We start from the raw sequence: 19,471 nt of genomic DNA, 5'->3' as shown, positions 1-19,471 counted from the left end.
TATGGCAATGGAAAAGTCATCGTTGACCGCGAAAGCTCGCCAGCAGTTGAAGGTTGCCGCGCAGGCATCAAGTGGCCGCAGCGCTGACACCGTGTACGGCGGGCATGAGCATGTGCTCCGCCAGACCGTCGTCGGGTTGATCGCCGGCAACAAACTCGACGACCACGACAATCCCGGTGAGTCGACAATCCATGTACTCGTCGGCCGAGTACGACTTGTCGCTGGCGACCAGTCGTGGGACGGCTCGCCGGGCGACCTGCTGATCGTGCCCAATGCCCGGCATTCACTTGAGGCAATCGAAGACTCCGCCGTACTGCTCACGGTCGCAAAGCTCGGCTGACTCCCGCACCGTCCGCCCTATCGACGACCATCTCGCGGGCGCCTCCGGATACCGCGTCCAAGGGTCGCGACGGCGCTCGCTTGGCTCTGGGACGTCGTCTATAACGACTTCGCGCCGGCGGACCAACAGCTCGGCACCACTGGTTCCTCAGCGGATATTCAGGACGACCTTGCCGGTCGCGCGCCGCTCGTCGATGGTCTTGAGGGCCTCGACGACGTCGTCCATCGGGAACGTGGCGCCGATCGGCGGGGTGAGTTCGCCGTTGGCGACCTTGGGCTCGAGCTCGTCCCACTGTCCGGCGAAGTATCCAGGACGCTTGCTCGCGTAGGCACCCCACCCGACACCGACCGCGTCGATATTGTTCAGCAGCAGGCGGTTGACCTTGACCTCTGGAATCGAGCCCCCGGTAAAGCCGACAACCAGCAGCCGTCCGTCGTCGCGCAGGCACCGCAGCGAGTCGGTGAACCGGTCGCCGCCGACCGGATCGACGACAATGTCGACGCCCGTACCGTTGGTCGCCGACATCACGGCGTCCTTGAACCCATCAACTAAGACGTACTGGTCTGCTCCCGCCTCGATAGCCACTTTGCCCTTCTCGTCGGTCGACGTCACCGCGATGACCGTGCCCGCGCCGAATGCCTTGGCGACCTGGATGGACGCCGTACCGACACCGCCCGCCGCGCCGTGCACGAGGACCGTCTCACCGGCAGCCAGCCGCCCGCGCGGTATCAGCGCGAAGTGCGCGGTCATGTAGTTGAACGGCAGCGATGCGGCCTGCTCGAACGTCACGTTGTCCGGGATCTTGAAGACCAGCGCGGGGTCGCACACGGCGTACTCCGCGAAAGCGCCGAGCATCGACAGCGCGGCGACCCGGTCACCGGGCTGCACGTGTGCGCCTTCCGGCGCCTCGGCGACGACTCCACCGACCTCGGCGCCGGGAATGAACGGCAGGTCGGGCTTGTTTTGGTACTTGCCGCGCGACTGCAGCACCTCTGGGAATGCAACGCCTGCGGCGTGCACCTCGATGAGCATCTGGTCGGGCGTGCGGGTCGGTTTGTCGACGTCGACGACGGAGACGGCTTCGGGGCCATCGAGGGTAGCGATGTGAACGGCTCTCATGGCAATGACCTAACGGTTGTGGGGATAGCGATCTTATTGTGCTTGGTCTGCGTGAACCGAGACTAGTCTTCGTCGATATCGATCGGCCGATCGAGGATGGCAATCGACTGAGTCTGTCTCCTCAGACCGGCGAGGCAGTCGAGTCGTCGACCAGCGTGGAAAAGCCGAGGGTACGGCGGATCGCCGCGTGCAGCGCGATGTCGTCGTCACCGGCAACGACAGCCGCGACGTGCCCGTCCGGCCGCACCACCCACGCCTCGTTGGGCCCCGTATCCAAGCACTCCGAGAGCAGGCCGTCGACCTCGATGTCGGCGACGGCGTAGACCTTCAGCGGCGCGGATGTTGCACGCGCCGCGACCCGCTCAGTAGCGTCGCGGTCAACGCCATCGGTGGTCAGCACCAAAATGCCGTCGCGCCCAACGTCTCGCGTGCGCGCCGCCGGGTCACCGTCGATGTGCACCGGTACATCGGGGATCAGTACGCCGGGGCCAGGCTCGGCGGGTGACCCTTTCGCCGGCCGGCCAGGAAAGGGACGGTCCAGGCTCGGTGTGATCAGCGGAGAGTCGACGTACCAGAACGGTTCGGCTAGACGGCCCGAGTCGACTTGCCGGCGCGCCACCATGTCGTGCTCGGCGCGGGCGAGCACGTCACGGCGATGCGCCCATCCGGCGTCACTCTGCGGCACAAGGAAGTCCATCGTGTGCGTGGTGATCTCGAGGTTTTCCAGCGCCGCGGCCATACGTTCATCGTGGTAAGACTCCAGCAACGACTGATCACCCCACCCACCGAGAATCGCGGCGATCTTCCAGGCCGCGTTCTCGGCATCCTGTACGCCGGAGTTGAGGCCGCGCGCCCCGAACGGCGCGAGCAGATGCGCGCAGTCGCCGGCAAGTAGGGCGCGGCCGACGCGGAATCGGTTGGTGTGTCGGGATTGAAAGCGGTAGACCGACCGCCACACGATCTCGTACGGCCGCTCGCCGATGATCTGCCGGATACGCCGGTCGAGCCCGCCGTCCCGTTCCTCCGCGCTCAGATCGAAGTGCGGCGGCACCTGCCAATCGACGCGAAAAGTGGAGTCGGGGCAGGGATGCACCAGGACTTGCCGGCCCGGATTCCACTCCGGGTCGAAGTAGAAGCGCCGCTCTTTGGCCCATTCGGGCAGGTCGGTCTTGATGTCGCAGATCAGGAAGTAGTCGTCAAACGTGCGCCCCTCGAACTCGACCCCCAGCATCGCGCGCAGCGGGTAGGCCCGCGCGCCACCACAGACGACGGCGTACGGCGCACGGACTGTCTCGACATTTTCGCGGGTCCGGGCCGTCACCACGATGCTCGTACCGTCTTCGGCGATCGCCGCCACGTCGTGCCCCCAACGCACGTCGATCAACGGCGAAGCCGCAATGCGCTCGTCCAGAATCTGCTCGGTGCGTGACTGCGAGATGTTGACCCACGCCGGGTATGCCGACCGGCCGCGGTCGGCGAACTCGATGGAGAATAACTCGCGGTCACGGTGAAAAGTGCGCGCCACCGTCCAGGTCACTCCCTCGTCCGCGACTTGGCGACCGACGCCGACGCTTCCCCATATGTCGAGCACGTCGCGTTGTTGGCAGATAGCCTTGGACCCGACAAGATCCCGACTATCACGGGAGTCGAGCACCACCGTCGGTATGCCCCAACGCGCCAGCAGCAGCGACGTGGTCTGTCCGACCGGCCCGTTGCCGATGATCGCAATAGGCGCGCCGTCGTACTGCGCGCGGCCGGGCATGACTAACCTTCGGCGTCGTTCTGCAGTTTGTCCCAGACCTCGCGGTCGCGCTCGGCCGTCCAGATCCGCGGCCAGTCGATCCCGTCGTACTCGTCCCAGAGGCGCTGTACGTCGAACGGCAGGCAGTGCTCGAAGATGGGCCACCTTCCGAACTTCGGAGAGAGCGCTTCATGTGTCGACTCGAACGCCTCTTTGACCGTGCCGCCGCTTTTATGTACGGCACCGACCTTCTCGCGCATGACGGCCAGGAACTCGCGGGTCTGCTCGATCGCCGCATCCACCGACTCGCGGCCGCGCGCCACATCTCCGCGGCCACCGACGAGCGCTTCTGCGCCGAAGGACTTCACCCGGTCCAATGTCCCACTGGACCAATCCATGTGGAACGCGTCGCCGGTGTAAAGCGCTGCGGAGGCCTCGACGAGGTCGCCGGCGAACAGAACTCCGGACTTGGGGATCCACGCCACGATGTCACCGGCTGTGTGGCCGCGCCCGCAGTACTGCAAAACCAGCTCGCCACGGTCGCCGCCGAGCTCGATCGTCAGGCGGTCGGAGAACGTCAGGTCTGGCCAGGTAAGCCCGGGAATGCTGTCCGGGTCGCGGAACAACCGCGGCATACGCCCGAACTCACTCTCCCAGTCCTCCTTGCCACGTTCCGCGATCAACTTGCGGGTGTTCTCATGCGTAACAATGATTTCTGCGTCGAATGCGGACGCACCGAGGACGCGTACGGCGTGGTAATGCGACAGCACCAGATACCGGAATGGTTTCTCCGTGTGCTCGCGAAGCTGTTCCAGCCAGCTTTTCGCAGCCGTGGGAGTGGCGAGCGCTTCGAACCCGATGAGGAACTCGTCTGCCTCAACGGCACCGACATTGGGATCACCTTCCGCGGTAAGCGCGTACACGCCGTCTGCAAGAATCTCGAAATTCTGCGTCTTATCCGCGAGGTCCTCGGATGAGGCGAATGCTTTGCTTGCCATATCGCAACTCCTTTACCAACTAGCTACGAATCTGCACCCAATCTGCCGTGCCGTCAACTAACGGGCGCACCACAACCGAGTACGGCGCGGTCAGGCCGTCACCATCTTGAGACCTAGTACGGCGAGGTTGTCCGCGAGCTCGGCTGGCGTGACTCCTGTGCCCGGGGTGTACCACCGAACAATGTCAATCGCGAGCGAGGTCAACGCCATCGTCGCGTAGCGAACATCGGGCACCGAGAACTCGCCGCAGTCGACGCCGCGCTGCACTTCGTCTCGCACGCCGACCTCTATCTCGCGCCGGATCCTGTCGATTTCGGCACGGTGCTCGGCGTTCAGATGTTGCAGCTCGTATTCGCAGACCCGCGCGACCGTCGTGTGCTCGGCGTGCCAGAAGGTGAACTCACGCAGAATCACCTCCAGCCGCTGCGCGGACCCGGCCGTTTGGTCGATCTCGGCAAGGGCAGCGCGCAGCCGATCTCGCGCCGTACTGTGGCCGACGAGTGCGATCTGGAACAGCATCGCCTCCTTAGACGGGTAGTGCACATACATCGCCGCCGGACTCAATCCAGACTTGGTCGACACATCTCGGGTCGTCGTCGCATGAAAGCCGCGAGCGGCAAACTCGTCGAGTGCGACTATGAGCAAGCGTCGAGCCGAGGCGTTTTCGATCGCTGCAAAGACTTCGTTGGGGGAATTCCCGTGCGCCGATGCGACGGTCATCTCAGTGTGGCCCCATTCACCAATGATTGATGTTCCATCGAATCTCCGCGCATACTAATTACGCGCCTACTAAGCAAGCGCTCACATAGCGTATCTCCGGCGCCAGAAAAGCGCGCACCAAACAGCCATTCAATTGCGTCGAGTTGCCCACCGGTGGACCTTCGCCGAAATTACGCATCAACCGAAGGAGTCGGACGCCTAATGGCATCCAATCGCAAACCGCTATGGCGCCAAATCTTCGATGCGGTTGACGGGATTGTGACGCCGCAACTGGAAGCGTTCGTCCGGAGCGAGCAATTCTGCAAGGAGCTTGGGCGATTTGGAAAGGCGCAGGCATTCCTCGAGTCCCAGGCCCGGGATGCCAGCGCGAGGATGTGGCACATCCTCAACCTTCCAGCGGGTTCGGACATCTCGCGGCTGCGTAAGCAACTCGGGGCACTTGATCGCGAGGTCCGCCGCCTGACGCTGCAACTGGAGCAGGAGCGCCAGGCTCCGGAATCACCCGCCGTACCGTTGAAGGAGAAGGGCAATGGCCTCGATGCCCACACCGCAGACGCTGCTTGATACGCCGCAGGCCGTGATCAATCGGGTCCGCACCGACGTAGACCGCGGAATCGGTCGGACGCGTAATGCGATCAAGGTGCTTGCCGGACATCGGCCGCGGACGGCCGCGTCACCGAAGGACGTGGTCTGGAGCCACGGCCGAAGCAGGATGTGGCGCTACCGCAGCGACGCGGTCACCCTCGGCCCACCGCTGCTGATCGTATTCAGCCTGGTCAGCAGGAGCCGAATCCTCGACCTCACGCCCGGCAACAGCTTCATCGAACGACTGGTCGACGCCGGCTTCGACGTCTTCATGATCGACTGGGGGGTGCCGGACGAACGGGACGCCAGCAACCGGCTCGAAGACTACGTCGATGACTACATCCCCTCGGCGGTCAGCAAGATACGCGATATCACCGGTTCGCCCGACATCAACTTGCTCGGCTACTGCTTCGGCGGCGACCTAACGCTCCTCTACGCCGCGCGCCACCCAGACGCGCCGTTGCGCAGCCTCACGGTGATGGCAACGCCGGTGGATTTCCGACACCTCGGCCCGATGACCGACAGCTTCCGAATCGGCGGGCTCGACATCGAGGACTTCATCGGTGACGACGGAAACGTACCGGCCAACACGATCCGGCAAGGGTTTCGGGTGTTGACGCCGACCTCGGAGGTAAGTCGCTACGTCAACCTGCTGGACAAACTCTGGAACGACGACTACCTCGCGTCGTACCAGACCATGACTGGCTGGTCCGACGATCACATCCCCTTCCCGGGCGCGGCCGCACGCGAGACCGTCAAGATGCTGGTGCACGACAACGGCATGATCAATGACGAGCTCTACATCGGAAACGACAGGGTGCATCTGAGCGATATCACGGTGCCATTCTTTGCGGTGCGCGCTACCCGCGACCACATCGTGCCCGAAAAGGCCGCCGCACCGCTGATCGACCTCGTTGGCTCCGAAGACAAAACCGAACTGGCACTCAACGCGGGACACATTGGGCTTGTCGTTGGAAAGACAGCACACAAGACCACCATCCCGACCATTCTTGAGTTCCTCACCAGGAAGAGCCACGTCCTGGTCTAGTTCTGATCGTGCCCTGAGAATTTGATCGGTCCGCCTCTCGTCGAGATGCGGAGCGGCGAGGTCTGCCGCAGTGTCAGGGAGGGTGGGCGGACCACGCCCGCCGTCATCCGGGGGGAACGACGGCGACTGTGGTCACGGTATCGGGGGAGATGACGACCGCATGGTTCAGCCATGCGGTCGTCATCCGTTTTGCGCTTGTCGCAGCCGGGCAGGAATAGTCGACATTAATGTCGACTCAAGGGTGCGTAGTGGCGCTTCTGTGTGCGACTATTACGCAGACAGAGAGGTGTGGAATGCCTGACTCACAGCAGAAGCGTCCACTCGACCCGTCCGATCGCGCGAGCGCAAGTTCGTCTCCGAAGAGGGCGAACGGACCGCGCACGAGAGGCGGCTGGCTGCCAGCCGGCACCGCCGCAGACCGTCGCGCAGTCCATAGCGAGCGCGGCACCGCGCGCGGACAGAAAACCCGGCGCCACCTCCTCGATGCCGCGCGCCGCGTATTCGAACGGACCGGCTACATCGACACTTCGATCGAGGACATCGTCAAGGAAGCCAAGGTATCGCGAGGCAGTTTCTATACCTACTTCGCCACCAAGCTTGACGTCTTCCGCGTCCTGTCCGCCGAGGTCGGCGCCAAAGTAGCCGAGGCGGTGTCCAGCCAGCCCGACGGTGAACGGCTCGATCCGATCGAAGCGCTTCGCGCCTCCAACCGCCGCTACATCGAAGTCTACGAAGAGAATCTCGCGATCTATGACATAGCTCGGCAGGTATCGACCATTGACGCTGACGTGCTTCAGCATCGGGTGGCCGTACGCCGCGCGCACATCGAACGCACCTCCGAACGTATTACTCGGTGGCAGCGCCGAGGCGTCGCCGACCCGGCCATCGACCCGACGACAACCGCGGCAGCACTTGTCTCCATGACCGGTAACTTCTGCTACTGGTGGTTTGTCGGCCGCGAGGACTACGACCGCAACCAGGCAGAGTCGACCATCACCGACATCTGGGTCCGCGCCGTCGATCTACGTCGCCGTCCCCGAAAAGCATGGCTCGACTGAGCTTCAGCTCAATTCGTCGAGGAGGGTCTTGCGCAGCGCGGAGTGACTGAGCTTGCCAGTCGCCGTCCTTGGCAACTCCCGAAACTCCAACGTCCGCGGGCGCTTGTACGCCGCCAACTTCCCGTTGCAGTGATCCAGGATCTCCTTCGCCAGCGCATCGTCGCCAGTCACGGACGCGACCGGCTGTACCACCGCGTGCACCCGGTTGCCCCAGTCAGGATCTGGCAGGCCGACAACGCCGGCATCCTCGACCGCTGGATGTTCGAGCAATACAGATTCGATCTCCGCCGGATAGATATTTACGCCACCGGACAGGATCATGTCCGATCGCCGGTCGGCCAGGAACAGCCAGCCGTCTTCATCGAGGTATCCCATGTCGCCCATGGTGAACACGTCGCCGCGCCACGCGGCGGCCGTCTTGTCTGGGTCCTTGTAGTACGAGAATGTCTCGCCGCTGCGGATATACACGGTGCCTATCTCGCCGGCGGGCAGCAGATTCCCTTGCTCGTCGTGGATCTCGACCTCGACACCGTCATCCCAACCGCGACCTACGGTGCCGGGATGTTGCAGCCACGCCTCCGGACGGACCGAGGTGCCGCCGCCTTCGGTCGACGCGTAGTACTCGTAGATGACCGGCCCCCACCAGTCGATCATCGCCTGCTTCTCGTGCACCGGGCACGGAGCGGCGGCGTGAACGACGTAGTTGAGCGATGAGTGGTCGTACTTGTCACGCACCTCGTCCGGCAACGCCAAGAGCCGGTGAAACATCGTAGGCACCATGTGGGTAGCGGTCACCTGGTAACGCTCAATCAGGCGTAGGCAGTCCTCCGGAGTCCACTTATGCATGAGAACCAGCGTCTGGCCCAGTTGTAATGCGTTGAGGCCAAAGCCATTGGGCGCCGCGTGGTAGAGCGGTGCAACGCACAGATGTACGCCGGGCCCGGCCGGCCAGCTCATCCTGCGGGTAAGCGGCGGGATCGAGGCCGCCAGGGCCAACTCCGGGGTCGTGTCGACAGTTGGCTTACGAACGCCCTTCGGCCGTCCGGTCGTGCCGGAGGTGTAGAGCATCCGCTGTCCGAGTCGACGTACCGACGAATCGACCGGCCCCGCGTCCGGGATCTCTGCTATATCCCGATAGCCGGGCAGCGCCCCGACGGCGAACCGCTTGTCCATCGGCAGCCCAACAGCGTCAGCCGCAGCCGTCGCTGTATCGGCGTACTCCGAGCTGACGAACAGCATCTTCGCCTCGCTGTCGCCGAGGATGTATTCGATCTCGGGTGCCGTCAAATGCCAGTTGACGGGCGTGTAGTAGATGCCAAGCTGAGAAGTGGCGAGCTGGATCGCCACGGCTGCGGGCATATTGCCGATGACAGTGGCAATCGTGTCACCGGCCGTCAACCCCTGCCGGAGCAGCTCCGCGGAGATCGCGTCGGTCCATTCCCGGAGCTCGCCGTACGACATCTTGTTTCCGTCGACGTCGATGAGCGCTACCCGGTCTGGCTGTACGTCGGCAATCTCCCAGAGCCCAAGGGCTCCGTCGATCAGGAACGGACGGACTTCGTCACTCACCAGCTTGGCATCCATGCGCGGCTACGGCTTCCGGTTAGCCAGCACGAGTGTCGAGGCCGCGGTGAACATGCCACCGACGCCTTGCACGACGCTGAGCTCGACGTCATCAACTTGACGGAACGCCTCGTTGCGCAGCTGACGTACCGACTCCTGGATCGCAAACATGCCGTACATCCCGCTGTGCGTGTAACGCAGGCCGCCACCGTTGGTGTTCATCGGCAGCTTGCCTCCCGGGGATGTGTTGCCCTCGGCGATGAAGTCCGCGGCGTCCTCGTGAGCGACGAAGCCGAGGTCGCCGAGCCCATACAGAGGCAGATGCGCGAACGCGTCGTAGATCATCAGATGGTCGACGTCACCGGTGGTGATCCCGGCTTCTTCGAACGCATCCTTGCTGGAGTTGCGGAAGCCCTTCGAAGTCGTCAGGTCGTCCATCATCGAGACCACGGGCGAGTCGGAGGCCTCGCCCGAGCCGAGCAGATAGACCGGCGGCCGCGGACCGTCCTCGGCGCGTGCGGCGGAGGTGATCACCAGCGCGCCGCCGCCGTCGGTAGCGACACAGCACTCCATCTTGTGGAACGGGTAGGCGATCATCGGCGACGCCTTCACGTCGTCGATCGTGACCAGCTTATTGCGGCTCGCCCGAGGGTTGCCCTCGGACCACTTGCTCTGTGCCACAACGACTTCCGCGAGCGCGTCGGTCGACATGCCGCGGTCCTTCAGGAACCGCAGCACCGGCAGCGTGAACATGTTGAACGGCGACGAGACTCCATACGGCCCCTCGAACTGCCGCGCGATGCTGTCCGCGCCCATCGCACGCGGCGGCTTGCCGACATGCGACCGACCGGACTCCCCGTGCAGCACTAGCACCGTCTCACATTGGCCGGCGGCGATTGCCGCGGCAGCATGACGCACGTGCACCAGGAAGGAGCAGCCGCCGACGCTGGTGCCGTCGTACCACCTGGGCGTGATCCCCATGTAGTGCGCGACCTCGATCGGCGACGAACTCGCGCTGGTGATCCCGTCGACATCGGAGAGGTCCAGCCCGGCATCGGCGAGCGCAAGGTGCGCCGCCTCTACACGTAACTCAATTTCTGAAACACCTGGTACGGCGCCGATCCGACTTTCGGCTGCGCCGCGAATCGCGACCTGTGCGGGCTTCACTTGGCATCACCTGTGGGACGGAAGACGGGAATGGACATGTCGCCGCGCTGCTCGAACTCGACCTGGAGCGGCATATCTAGGACCAGGTTTTCCGGAGTCGGCTCCACGCCGACGATGTTGCTCAACATCCGGACGCCCTCTTCGAGCTTGACGATCGCGATGGCGTACGGCGGCTCAAAACCCGGTGCTGGGCGCTCGCTGATCACATAGCTGTCGAGGGTGCCCTTGCCCGAAGACTGCACCCACTCCAGTTCGTCGTCGATACCGTACGGCGACTGCGACCTCGGGTAAAAGACGTAGTTGCCAGTGTTCTTGCTGCGCTGAATCCACAGTTCGCCGCGCGCCGTGCCATCCCAATAGGGCTGGGTCGACGCGGTCGCCTTGGGTATCGGCTTATCGGTCTTGGTGCTCATTCCGCTCCTTTAGCGAGTTGTCAGTACGCCGCGGTCAAGGACGACGTCGCCGCTCGAGTCCGAGGTCTGGAAAAGATGGGTCTTGCCGTCACTCCACACGTTTACCGTCAGTGTCTCGCCGGGGAGGACGGGTTTGCTGAAGCGTCCATATATAGAAGCGAAGGAGTTGCCGTCGACGCCGACCGCCCGACTGATCACGCGGGCCGTGACGCCGTACGTGCACATGCCATGCAGGATCGGCTTGCTGAAGCCGCCCTTGGCGGCGAACTTCGGGTCGGCGTGCAACGGGTTGCGGTCGCCAGACAGCCGGTAGAGCAGCGCTTGGTCGGGGCGGATCGTCACGTTGATCGAGTGGTCCGGCTTGCGGTCGGGTGCGGCCCATTCTGAGGATGGTCCACGGTCGCCACCGAAGCCACCTTCGCCGCGTATGAAGGCGGCAGACCGAGTGGTGAACAGCGGCTTCCCTGCATCGTCGACCGCTTCGATCTCAGTGCTGACGAGCGCGCCTGAGCCCTTGTCGAAGATTCCGGTGACTTTGCTGCTCAGCTGCGCGCTTCCCTCTACTGGCAGCGGCTGATGCAGAATGAGCTCCTGCTCGGCGTGGACCAGCTTCGTACGGTCGATATCGCCCGACGGAACGTGCAGACCCTTGGTCTTCTGGGTGACGACGACGGCGTACACAGGGAGGACCTGCTGTTCGATGCCTTCCGAGTTTTCGGTCGTGAGCTCAAGCTCGCTGAGCGGATCGTCCTGTCCGGCGCCGACGCCGAGCGCGTAAAGCAGAGCGTCCTTAGAGTCCCAGCTTGCCGATACCGGCCCCGCCGTACGTCCGACCGCGTCGAGATCAATGCTCATTTCTTGCTCTCCTTCAGTTCAGGTTGCCCAGGTGGAGCTACTTCGACATACATGTGCTCGGATGGCTGGCACCGTCCAGTGCAGAATCCCGGTCTAAGAAGTCATCCCTTGGTTACCGTAATCCGACCGCCGCGAACGCCGTGGACCCGGCCCGTGATGCACCTAACTCAAGGCTCGCGGCCTACCGAACATTAATCGACAACGATGTCGATTAATGCGAGCACATTAACTCACGGCAAATGCCGACGGCAACCCTCATGATTCCGGGGGATGCCGGCACTGCCAGCGAGGCCGGTTTGCAGACGACCATGGCCACGATCGCCGTACACATTCACGCCCCGCCTAACTGCCGCGGTTACTCGGGCCGTCCGTGCGGCGAGTCGTAGTGGTCAGCGTCACGATCAGTACCAGGACCGCGGCCAGAGCACCCAGGCCTAGACCCAGCGTTCCTACTGCTGCGATAGCGCCAACAAGAAGCGGGCCGCCGGCATCGCCGAGCTCGCGGCCGACCTCCGCCGCACCCATGGTCTGGCCGAGTCGCTCGGTAGGAGTGCCGCTGGCGAGCCGCGCGAAACCCAACGGTGTGACCAGCCCCGATCCGGCGCCGACCAGGACCGCCGTCGACACCAGTCCACCGAGGCCGTGCAGTGCCACTGACATACCGAAACCGGCCGCAGCCAGGAGAAGGCCCGCGGCCATCCCGGCACCGCTCGGTAGCCATCCCGCATCTAGCGCCCGTCCGGTCCACGGCTGTACGAGGGCGGCTGTGGCAGCCAGGATAGACACCACCGCGCCGGTCGCCAGCGGCCCGAGTCCTGCCGCTGCGCCAGCCACCGGCAGGAAGCCGACACCCACAGCTAGCGCGGCGGTGGCGCCGGCCAGCGCCGCAGTCGGCTGCACGAACGACGCTCTTGCCAGCCGCCGGCCGAGATCAACGATGGTTTGGCGCCGCCGCGGCCGCGAACAGCGGCGCGAGTAGTCGGGTTCGATGAGCCGGTAGTGCGGGCCCGGCGCCGGCGGGCGCGTCCCGATTACTGCTCACTGGGACCGCGCACCGTCCCTCCGGAAGGATCAGATTCCTTGCGCCGACGTAGCCGATGCCTAATCACGAGCCCGACGATCAGGACGATCCCGCCAGCAACCGCATACAGCGAGTAACGCCCGATCGCGTGATAGATCGCAGTGAGGTGGTTACCGGCCAGGTAGCCTAGCGAGACCCATAATCCTGTCCATAACGCCGCACCGATTGCGTTGTATATCAAGAATCGTCGCCAGCTCATCTTGATAATCCCGGCCATGATGCCGTTGACCTGGCGTAGACCTTCGATGAAACGGGCGACGACGATGATCCCCGCACCGTGTTTGTTGAAGAATTGTTCGGCGCTGGCCAGCCGTTTCGGGGTGAGGAATACGTATCGGCCGAATCGTAGCGCGAGCGGCCGACCACCGAAATGTCCGATCGCGTATCCGATATTGTCGCCGAGCACTGCGGCCGCGAAGCCGATCAAGCCCACCGCGACGATGTTCAACTGCCCGGCGCCGGCGTACACCGCCGCGGCGATCAGGATCGTCTCGCCCGGCACCGGGATACCGAAATCCTCGATGAGCACCAGCGCGCCGACGGCGAGGTAGCCGTAATTCTGCAGGACCGGGGCGAGTGTTCCCAAGAAGCCGGGCAGGACCGGCGCGCTCATGCGCTCCCCCAGACCTTCAGCTGCACCGAGGCAGTCGCCAACGGGCGGGCGGGGCCGCGCTCTTCGGCAGCACGAAGCAACATCTCAGATCTCGTGCAGCGCATCGAAAACCAGATCGGTGTAGCCGGCCAACAGCTCGACGCAATGGGCAAGTTCTCGTTCGGCGGTGACTGACGACGGAGGGCCCAGAACGTCACGGGCCTTCAGGGCGCGATACCAGCGGCGTAGTCGCTCCAGGCTCTGCTCTTCTTCTTCCAGCTCGGCGAGGGTGAACTTTTGTTTCGTTATCTCGCGGTCTATCTCCGCCGCGAATTTCGCGCAGTCGCCGACGAACTCACGCCACTCGTCTTCCCTTTGCGCGGTAAACATTTCCGCGAGGCGCGCATCGTCATGTGTCGCCCGGCCGGCCGCATCGAGCATGACAATCTCGCCGCCGCCTCGGTCCGTCAGGGCTCGGATCTTGACGATGCCCTCCGTGAAGGCTGGCAGGTCCGGAATCATCCACGTCCCCTGACCGAGCGACAACGCGCCGATCCGGCGCAACTCCCGCCACACCGCTACGCGGTGCCGTGAGGGATCGGCGGGCACCCGTACCAGTAGCAACAACCATCGCGATACCTGCCGTCGGTGCGTCACATCGCTGATTGTAGCGCCCGTTACTTCTGAATATGGATCGTTTTCCGGTCCGCGGGCAGCCTCAGTGTCTTTCGCGGGGCCCCTTACCGCGGGTCACCCTGTTAAGCGGACTGCACATCGACGATCATGAAAGGGAAAACGACGACGGCCGCTTCCTCTCCGGTAGATTCGGGACAGCCGCAGGTTCGTTAGCTTGATCTGCAAGAAATGACGGGGAGTCCACATGCCGCTCGATCCTCAGTTTCGCGCCGTACTCGACCAACTCGACGCCATGGGCGCGATCCCGCTGATTCGCGGCTCCGCCGACGACACCAAAGCCCACTACAAGGCGATCTCGATGGCCCGGCGCGCGGAGGGCTACACGCCTGAAGAGGTCGCCGACGTACGCGACGACACCGTCGACGGACCGGGCGGCCCCGTCCCGGTGCGCGTCTACACGCCGCTCACTGATCGCGGACGGTTGGTGACCTACGCGCACGGAGGTGGTTGGGTCGTCGGCGATCTCGACACCCACGATCCGGTATGCCGCCGGGTGGCCAACGCGCTCGGCGCCGTCGTGGTGTCAGTCGACTACCGGCTCGCCCCTGAGCATCCGCATCCCGCGCCGCTCGACGACTTCGTCGCCGGGATCGAGTGGGCCGCAGCGACGTACCCGGACCGCCCACATGCAATCGCTGGGGGCAGCGCCGGCGCGAGCCTATCGGCCGGGGCGGCAATCCGGGTGCGCGACAACGGCGGCCCGCAGCTCGCCGCACAGGTCCTCATCTACCCCTCGACCGACACCTCGATGAGTAGTCCATCCGTCGACGAAAACGCAGATGGCTACTTCCTGACGAAGTCGGACATGCAGTGGTTCTACGACCAGTACGTGCCCGACAAGTCCACCCGCACCGACCCGGTACTCGACGTACTGCATGCGCCCGACCTCAGCGGTCTTGCGCCGGCCGTGATCGCGACCGCCGAGTTCGACCCGCTGCGCGACGACGGTGCGGCGTACGCCAAGAAGCTCGAGGCTGCCGGCGTACCGGTGACCTACCTACCCGGCCCCGGTCTCATCCATGGCTACTTCTCGTTCCTGGGGGTCGTGGACAAGGCCGACGAGCGCAGCAAGCAGGTCCTCGACGCCACCGATAAGCTCCTCGGCTAGACCTCCTTCCAACGATCCGCGGGGCGAGTTGCCGCGGATCGCGTGGCGGGCCGGGCGGTAACGTAGAGGTCATGGACCTCGAACCACGCCCCGAGAACCCAGCCGTACCTCCGTCGACCGTCTCCGACGACGCCCGGCAGCAGGTCACCGACCGGTTGCAGCGCGCGGTCGGCGACGGACTGCTCACGCTTGAGGAGTTCATGGCGCGCCTCGATGTCGTCTACGGCGCGGTCACCAATGATGAACTGCGAACCGCGACCCGGGACATCCCGGCCGCGCCCAATGTCGGCACGTCTCGGACGATCAAATGGTTGTTCAACATCTTCGGAGACGAGCAGCGCGCCGGCGCGTGGCGGGCCGCCGACTCGATCACCGGGATCAGCATCTTCGGTGACATCTCACTCGATCTGCGCGGCGCGTACGTCGACAGCGGCGAGGTCGTGATCCGCACCTGGCTGTTGTTCGGCGATGCCGAGCTCATCGTGCCCGAAGGGATCGAGGTCGACCTCAACGGATTCACCCTGTTCGGCGACCGCAAACTCGATCTGGCGCCCGTACCGCGAATCCCGGGTACGCCGCGGATCCGACTCCTCGCCTTCTCGCTGTTCGGCGATGCGCATGTACGCAACACCAAGCGCAACGACAGCCTGCGGGAGCGCTTTCAGCGCATGCTCGGACGCGAACCCGAGTCCCCAACCGACAAGGACGGCGCATGACCACCACCGACGTACACCCCTCCGGCGAGCAGCACGAAATCACCTTCGGCAAGCAACGCGCGACCATCGTTGAGGTCGGCGGCGGCGTACGCGAGTATCACGACGGCGACCGTCCGGTGCTGCACCCGTACGACGTCACCGCGATCTGCGACGGAGCCCACGGCGCACCCCTGATCCCATGGCCAAACCGGATGGCGGACGGTAAGTACCGCTTCGACGACATCGACTACCAGGTCGACCTCACCGAACCCGAAAAGCACAACGCCATCCATGGGTTCCTCCGGTGGCGTTCATGGAACGTCACCGATCAGGGGGCGGACTTCGTCACGATGGCGATCCGGCTGCATCCGATGAGCGGATATCCGTTCACGCTTGATGTTTCGACGACGTACCGTCTCAGCAACGACGGCCTGACCGTAAGCACCACCGCGACCAACCTGGGCAGTTCCGCACTGCCATACGCGCATGGACAGCATCCGTACCTATCGCCCGGCGACGGCGTAGTGGACGGCTGCTCGCTCGAGCTCCAGGCCGAAACCCGCATCGACACCGACGCAGAACGCCAGCTGCCTACCGGTCTAGAAGGCGTGGCCGGTACGCCGTACGACTTCCGCGAGGCCAGGAAGGTCAACGATGTGCAGATTGACTACGCCTTCACAGATCTCACCCGCGACTCGGACGGCAGGGCATGGATCCGGCTGACCGGCACCGACGGGAAAACAGCGGCCCAGTGGGTCGATGCGCATTACCCGATCATCCAGGTCTACACCGCTGACACGCTTCATCCCGATCGGCGCCGCCGTGGACTGGGCGCGGAACCGATGACCTGCCCGCCGAACGCTTTCCAAACCGGTGAAGGGATCATCCGTCTCGAGCCGGGTCAGTCGATCACGACGACGTGGGGGGTCCGGCTCGAAGGCTGAGACTGCTTACGGCATCGACGTCCTGGCGACAACCTCGGCCCGGGCAGGTACGACGACCGAAATCCGCGCGACCATGCACATGAGATAGATGAGCACGACGTCCAGCACGACCGAGCTCGATTCGTAGAGCGCCCACGCCGAGTGCGGGCCGAGTCCGGTGATGTCGATGCCCGTCGCGGCCAGCACCAGCAGGCCCAGGCTGAGTTCGCTCGCAAACGCGAGCACGCAGATCGTGATCCGCAATGGCTTAGGCGGCTGTCTGCGGGCCATCGTCACCCGGATGACTGCCGCGATGGGAAGCACAATGAGCGCGAGACTCGCGAAGAGCGTGTGCGCTCTGCCGGCGAGCGTCGGTATCGACTGGTCGGGATCGGCCGGCACAAGACCGGTAAGTACGACGCCAACCGCCCAGATTGCGATCAGGATAGTTACTGCGCGCGGTGGGGGCGGGAATCGGCGTAGATCGGCGATCGCCATAGTCATCGATCCCGCGGCCAATAGTATGAGCGTGATGGTGAACGTCCAGCCAAACGGCCCGACGCCGTACTGGCTCATCGAGACCTTCGGCGGCAAGAAATCACCCTTGCCGATCTGCATCACAATCGACGAGACAACGGTGGCGTGCATAAGCCAGAGTGCGGCCCGGTCCAATGTGCGCACACTTGCTCGGGTAACGGTTCGGCCCCCCGCGTCATCCGTCATGGCTTGATTGTTCACGGTCGACAGTGCATTTGCCAAGTTCTTAGGGGTCGGCCACCTCGCTACGTCACGTCTTCTTCACGCACCATAGAGATCAGCGCGCCGTCGTCGTACGGCAGCTTCATGTCGGCGTGCGCGACCTCCGTGGCGCCGTTTCGCTGCACGAACATCACCACGGTGTCGTCTCCGTAGTAGTCGGTGAAGTCGTCGTAGGTGAACTCCTTCGAAAGCCGCGTGTACTTGAGCCGCATACCCGAGAGCATCCGTTCGTCTAGCTCGGCACGCGAGAAGGACGGGACGAAAGCGAAGTGCGCGCTCAGATGCCCGGCGGTGTCCCTGCGGGCGTTGCCCGTGCCGGTGGTCTTGGAATCACGGTGCAGCTGGAAGGTGTTGGCCCGGCCGAAGACATGCACGAACTCGCGTGCGGCGGTCGCGTTAATCTCGTCCTCCGGCGTACACGCGAGGAAGCTACCGATGCCCGCAAGATCCATATCCTTGACTGCGTACTCCGAAATAATGTTGGCCGTCTCGGTCTGCAGACCGGCCATTCGCGCGTTCGCCAGATCGGCGTAGTTGCGCGCGACGACGAGCGTGCTCACCCCGTGCTCCTCCAGCAGCGCTGCCGCGTCGATGACCCAGCGATTGACACCGGCGAACATGATGCCCTGCGGTTTGGCGGTCGCCAGCGACAGCCGCTCGCCCACCCGGCCGATACCGAATCCGTAGATCGCGACCGTGCATACGATCACGATAAAGACCAGCGGCACCATCGAGGAGGCCTGTCCGGCAAGTTTGTCCAGTTCCGCGGCCTGCGCGAGGAGCGCGGTCTTATCGCTGCCCGTGGCAACCTGCGCGTCCGCGAGCAGGCCCTGTGCGGCGTTCGCGAATCCCAGCGCGAAGATGCTAGCCACCGCCGCCGCGACGATTCCCCGCGGCGCCATGCATGACAAAAGTGTCTTTTCCTGCCGAGTGACATTAGTGCCCAGGAGCCCCAGCCAGACACTGACCGGCCGCACAATCAGGACTAGCGCGGCCAGGAAGATCAGCGCCTGCGGTGCCACATCGACGATCTGGGCTGGGCTGACCCGGCCGGCAAGTACGACGAACAACGCACCCACGAAGAGAATTTGCAGATGTTCCTTGAACTCGGCGACGTGCTCGAGGTGCAGACCTGGCCGGTTGCCGAGGTAGACCCCGAGCACCGTCACCGTGAGCAGTCCGCTCTCCTCCTGCAGGACGTTGGACACGACCAGCGCGCTGACCGCCGCGGCCAGGAACACCACGCCATGCAGGAAGTCGGGAATCGCCTGGCGACGCATCAACACCTCGAGCAGTACGCCGAGGGCTAACCCGATCCCGAAACCGATCAAGACCGTCTTGCCGAGGACGAGCAGCACGGTGGAGAACGCGGCTTCGGCCTCGCCGGCCAGGATCCCCTGGAAGACAAGCAGAGCGAGGACCGCGCCGATCGGATCGACGACAATTCCTTCCCAGCGCAGCAGTGAGGACACCCGACGCGTCGGGCGCAGCGCGCGCAAGATCGGGTTGATGACGGTCGGCCCGGTGACCACCAGGATCGCGCCGATCAGCAGCGCGATCTTGAGGTTGAACCCCAGCAGCCAGGCCGCCACCGTGATCATCACCCACGCGAGTGCAACGGTAAGCGAGCAGAGTCGTCGTACCGGACTTCCGAGACCCCGCACATGCTCCAGCCGCAGCGACAGGCTTCCCTCGAACAGGATGATCCCGACGGTCAACGTGACACAGTCCAGTACGACGTCCTGCCCGAGGACATGCTCGGCCGATACGACTTGGCCGAGGCCGAACCCGACTGTCAGCAGCAACAGGATCGACGGGAACCTCAACCGCCATGCGACCCACTGACACACGACGCTGAGCGCGATGACGAGGCAGATGTAGCCAGCCGGAGAAATGCGGCCGAGCACGTCGTACGCGTTGGCCAGGAAGTCGGACATCTAGAACACGATTCCGGCTGCCGCGGCGCCCCGCAACTAATTGCCCCGTCGGGATTGTCACAGGTCTTTGCCC

The 19,471-nt window shown here is 64.2% G+C and carries 20 protein-coding genes; 7 read left to right on the top strand and 13 right to left on the bottom strand.

The features are described 5' to 3' along the window. Positions 1-7 precede the first annotated feature (7 nt). Entirely contained in the window at positions 8-340 is a 333-nt protein-coding gene (locus CLV47_RS07480) for a cupin domain-containing protein (protein WP_106348394.1), read from the top strand. 147 nt (positions 341-487) lie between these two features. Here CLV47_RS07480 and CLV47_RS07475 read toward each other — a convergent pair whose 3' ends face one another. The 4 genes from CLV47_RS07475 to CLV47_RS07460 all read right to left on the bottom strand — a co-directional run bounded on the left by CLV47_RS07475 (position 488) and on the right by CLV47_RS07460 (position 4,918). Beyond that, positions 488-1,459 carry an NADPH:quinone oxidoreductase family protein gene (locus tag CLV47_RS07475; protein ID WP_106348393.1) on the bottom strand — a complete coding sequence of 324 codons (972 nt, stop codon included), beginning with the start codon at positions 1,457-1,459 and terminating at the stop codon, positions 488-490. Between the two features lie 121 nt (positions 1,460-1,580). Further along, positions 1,581-3,221, bottom strand: a complete 1,641-nt coding sequence (locus tag CLV47_RS07470; RefSeq protein ID WP_106348392.1) for an FAD-dependent monooxygenase — start codon at positions 3,219-3,221, stop codon at positions 1,581-1,583. A gap of 2 nt (positions 3,222-3,223) precedes the next feature. After that, entirely contained in the window at positions 3,224-4,198 is a 975-nt protein-coding gene (locus CLV47_RS07465) for an MBL fold metallo-hydrolase (protein ID WP_106348391.1), read from the bottom strand. Positions 4,199-4,288: 90 nt separating this feature from the next. Then, positions 4,289-4,918, bottom strand: coding sequence for a TetR/AcrR family transcriptional regulator (locus CLV47_RS07460; RefSeq protein ID WP_106348390.1), 630 nt, complete (start codon positions 4,916-4,918; stop codon positions 4,289-4,291). A 201-nt stretch (positions 4,919-5,119) separates the two neighbouring features. Here CLV47_RS07460 and CLV47_RS07455 point away from each other — a divergent pair, with 201 nt between their 5' ends. From CLV47_RS07455 to CLV47_RS07445, 3 genes are all read left to right on the top strand, one after another. Next, a complete protein-coding gene (locus tag CLV47_RS07455; protein WP_106348389.1) occupies positions 5,120-5,482 on the top strand; it encodes a hypothetical protein in 363 nt (120 codons plus the stop codon). Further along, positions 5,448-6,551 carry an alpha/beta fold hydrolase gene (locus CLV47_RS07450; protein ID WP_106348388.1) on the top strand — a complete coding sequence of 368 codons (1,104 nt, stop codon included), beginning with the start codon at positions 5,448-5,450 and terminating at the stop codon, positions 6,549-6,551. The genes CLV47_RS07455 and CLV47_RS07450 overlap by 35 nt, the downstream gene beginning before the upstream one ends. A 293-nt stretch (positions 6,552-6,844) precedes the next feature. Further along, positions 6,845-7,609, top strand: coding sequence for a TetR/AcrR family transcriptional regulator (locus CLV47_RS07445; protein ID WP_170110992.1), 765 nt, complete (start codon positions 6,845-6,847; stop codon positions 7,607-7,609). A 3-nt stretch (positions 7,610-7,612) separates the two neighbouring features. On the opposite strand, the gene CLV47_RS07440 is transcribed toward CLV47_RS07445, so the two are convergent. The 7 genes from CLV47_RS07440 to CLV47_RS07410 all read right to left on the bottom strand — a co-directional run bounded on the left by CLV47_RS07440 (position 7,613) and on the right by CLV47_RS07410 (position 13,937). Next, positions 7,613-9,178, bottom strand: coding sequence for an AMP-binding protein (locus CLV47_RS07440; protein WP_238145270.1), 1,566 nt, complete (start codon positions 9,176-9,178; stop codon positions 7,613-7,615). Between the two features lie 21 nt (positions 9,179-9,199). Further along, positions 9,200-10,339, bottom strand: coding sequence for a thiolase C-terminal domain-containing protein (locus CLV47_RS07435; protein ID WP_106348385.1), 1,140 nt, complete (start codon positions 10,337-10,339; stop codon positions 9,200-9,202). Further along, positions 10,336-10,752 (bottom strand): Zn-ribbon domain-containing OB-fold protein, encoded by a 417-nt coding sequence (locus CLV47_RS07430; RefSeq protein ID WP_106348384.1) that lies wholly within the window; start codon positions 10,750-10,752, stop codon positions 10,336-10,338. Before CLV47_RS07430 ends, CLV47_RS07435 begins: the two co-directional genes overlap by 4 nt. A gap of 9 nt (positions 10,753-10,761) precedes the next feature. Beyond that, positions 10,762-11,607: a MaoC/PaaZ C-terminal domain-containing protein gene (locus tag CLV47_RS07425; protein WP_106348383.1), complete on the bottom strand. Its 846-nt coding sequence runs from the start codon at positions 11,605-11,607 to the stop codon at positions 10,762-10,764. A 342-nt stretch (positions 11,608-11,949) separates the two neighbouring features. After that, entirely contained in the window at positions 11,950-12,507 is a 558-nt protein-coding gene (locus CLV47_RS07420) for an MFS transporter (RefSeq protein WP_202862441.1), read from the bottom strand. A 131-nt stretch (positions 12,508-12,638) separates the two neighbouring features. After that, positions 12,639-13,301 (bottom strand): DedA family protein, encoded by a 663-nt coding sequence (locus tag CLV47_RS07415; RefSeq protein WP_106348382.1) that lies wholly within the window; start codon positions 13,299-13,301, stop codon positions 12,639-12,641. Positions 13,302-13,385: 84 nt separating this feature from the next. Further along, the gene (locus tag CLV47_RS07410; RefSeq protein ID WP_106348381.1) at positions 13,386-13,937 is read right to left on the bottom strand and encodes a Chromate resistance protein ChrB; all 552 of its coding nucleotides are present in this window, start codon (positions 13,935-13,937) and stop codon (positions 13,386-13,388) included. Positions 13,938-14,160: 223 nt separating this feature from the next. On the opposite strand from CLV47_RS07410, the gene CLV47_RS07405 reads away from it, so the two are divergent. The 3 genes from CLV47_RS07405 (at position 14,161) to CLV47_RS07395 (ending at position 16,723) form a co-directional block, all read left to right on the top strand. Next, on the top strand, positions 14,161-15,084 hold the full coding sequence (locus tag CLV47_RS07405) for an alpha/beta hydrolase (protein WP_106348380.1): 924 nt from the start codon (positions 14,161-14,163) through the stop codon (positions 15,082-15,084). 71 nt (positions 15,085-15,155) lie between these two features. Beyond that, positions 15,156-15,800, top strand: a complete 645-nt coding sequence (locus tag CLV47_RS07400; protein WP_106348379.1) for a DUF1707 SHOCT-like domain-containing protein — start codon at positions 15,156-15,158, stop codon at positions 15,798-15,800. Continuing rightward, positions 15,797-16,723 carry an aldose 1-epimerase family protein gene (locus tag CLV47_RS07395; RefSeq protein WP_106348378.1) on the top strand — a complete coding sequence of 309 codons (927 nt, stop codon included), beginning with the start codon at positions 15,797-15,799 and terminating at the stop codon, positions 16,721-16,723. The genes CLV47_RS07400 and CLV47_RS07395 overlap by 4 nt, the downstream gene beginning before the upstream one ends. A gap of 6 nt (positions 16,724-16,729) precedes the next feature. Here the strand turns inward: CLV47_RS07395 and CLV47_RS07390 are convergent, their stop codons facing one another. Next, positions 16,730-17,425 carry a DUF998 domain-containing protein gene (locus CLV47_RS07390; protein WP_106348377.1) on the bottom strand — a complete coding sequence of 232 codons (696 nt, stop codon included), beginning with the start codon at positions 17,423-17,425 and terminating at the stop codon, positions 16,730-16,732. A 59-nt stretch (positions 17,426-17,484) separates the two neighbouring features. Beyond that, positions 17,485-19,398, bottom strand: a complete 1,914-nt coding sequence (locus CLV47_RS07385) for a cation:proton antiporter (protein WP_202862440.1) — start codon at positions 19,396-19,398, stop codon at positions 17,485-17,487. Positions 19,399-19,471 lie beyond the last annotated feature (73 nt).

This window comes from Antricoccus suffuscus (assembly GCF_003003235.1).
Taxonomy (GTDB): domain Bacteria; phylum Actinomycetota; class Actinomycetes; order Mycobacteriales; family Antricoccaceae; genus Antricoccus; species Antricoccus suffuscus.
The sequence above is the reverse complement of the archived record's forward strand: the minus strand, read 5'-3'. Positions and strand labels throughout refer to the sequence as shown.

Bases quoted from the DNA above. Each gene is read 5' to 3' on its own strand.
- CLV47_RS07480 (WP_106348394.1), top strand. From the start codon at position 8: ATGGAAAAGTCATCGTTGACCGCGAAAGCTCGCCAGCAGTTGAAGGTT.
- CLV47_RS07475 (WP_106348393.1), bottom strand. From the start codon at position 1,459: ATGAGAGCCGTTCACATCGCTACCCTCGATGGCCCCGAAGCCGTCTCC.
- CLV47_RS07470 (WP_106348392.1), bottom strand. From the start codon at position 3,221: ATGCCCGGCCGCGCGCAGTACGACGGCGCGCCTATTGCGATCATCGGC.
- CLV47_RS07465 (WP_106348391.1), bottom strand. From the start codon at position 4,198: ATGGCAAGCAAAGCATTCGCCTCATCCGAGGACCTCGCGGATAAGACG.
- CLV47_RS07460 (WP_106348390.1), bottom strand. From the start codon at position 4,918: ATGACCGTCGCATCGGCGCACGGGAATTCCCCCAACGAAGTCTTTGCA.
- CLV47_RS07455 (WP_106348389.1), top strand. From the start codon at position 5,120: ATGGCATCCAATCGCAAACCGCTATGGCGCCAAATCTTCGATGCGGTT.
- CLV47_RS07450 (WP_106348388.1), top strand. From the start codon at position 5,448: ATGGCCTCGATGCCCACACCGCAGACGCTGCTTGATACGCCGCAGGCC.
- CLV47_RS07445 (WP_170110992.1), top strand. From the start codon at position 6,845: ATGCCTGACTCACAGCAGAAGCGTCCACTCGACCCGTCCGATCGCGCG.
- CLV47_RS07430 (WP_106348384.1), bottom strand. From the start codon at position 10,752: ATGAGCACCAAGACCGATAAGCCGATACCCAAGGCGACCGCGTCGACC.
- CLV47_RS07425 (WP_106348383.1), bottom strand. From the start codon at position 11,607: ATGAGCATTGATCTCGACGCGGTCGGACGTACGGCGGGGCCGGTATCG.
- CLV47_RS07415 (WP_106348382.1), bottom strand. From the start codon at position 13,301: ATGAGCGCGCCGGTCCTGCCCGGCTTCTTGGGAACACTCGCCCCGGTC.
- CLV47_RS07405 (WP_106348380.1), top strand. From the start codon at position 14,161: ATGCCGCTCGATCCTCAGTTTCGCGCCGTACTCGACCAACTCGACGCC.
- CLV47_RS07400 (WP_106348379.1), top strand. From the start codon at position 15,156: ATGGACCTCGAACCACGCCCCGAGAACCCAGCCGTACCTCCGTCGACC.
- CLV47_RS07395 (WP_106348378.1), top strand. From the start codon at position 15,797: ATGACCACCACCGACGTACACCCCTCCGGCGAGCAGCACGAAATCACC.
- CLV47_RS07390 (WP_106348377.1), bottom strand. From the start codon at position 17,425: ATGACGGATGACGCGGGGGGCCGAACCGTTACCCGAGCAAGTGTGCGC.
- CLV47_RS07385 (WP_202862440.1), bottom strand. From the start codon at position 19,398: ATGTCCGACTTCCTGGCCAACGCGTACGACGTGCTCGGCCGCATTTCT.